Genomic DNA, 406 nt, shown 5'->3' on the forward strand with positions numbered 1-406 from the left:
GCCCAGGAGGAGTCCCCACAGGAAGGCGCGGCGGAAGGCGCCGGACCGGCCGAACTCGTCACCGCTGACCACGGTGACGCCTGCCGGATCAGCGCGCCGGACGGATTCAGCTTCCTCGCGGACAAGGCTGCCCACTTTGCCCAGTGCGCTGACGCCGATCCCGCACTGGCCGTAGCCGCGGTCTGGTACACCGCGGACCCCGAAGGTGCCGTCCGCACGCTGCTGCACATCGGCGTCCGCCCCCGGCCCGTGCCGGACAACGACGAAACCGCGGACTTCACGGCCAAGAATGGCGGGGTACTCCTGGTGCGGCCGGCAGCCGGAGCGTCCCGCTCGGGCCTTGGCTTTGAATACGACGGCGGCCTGGAGCCGCTGCGGGAGCGCCTCACCGCGGCCGGCTTCGCCG

At 72.4% G+C, this 406-nt stretch carries 1 protein-coding gene; it reads left to right on the plus strand.

Annotated elements, in window-relative coordinates; translation table 11 throughout:
• The coding region (locus AC1DKD_RS42305; RefSeq protein WP_477144875.1) for a hypothetical protein at positions 1-406 on the plus strand (406 nt) is incomplete at both ends.

The organism is Cupriavidus sp. 05T313 (assembly GCF_056396665.1).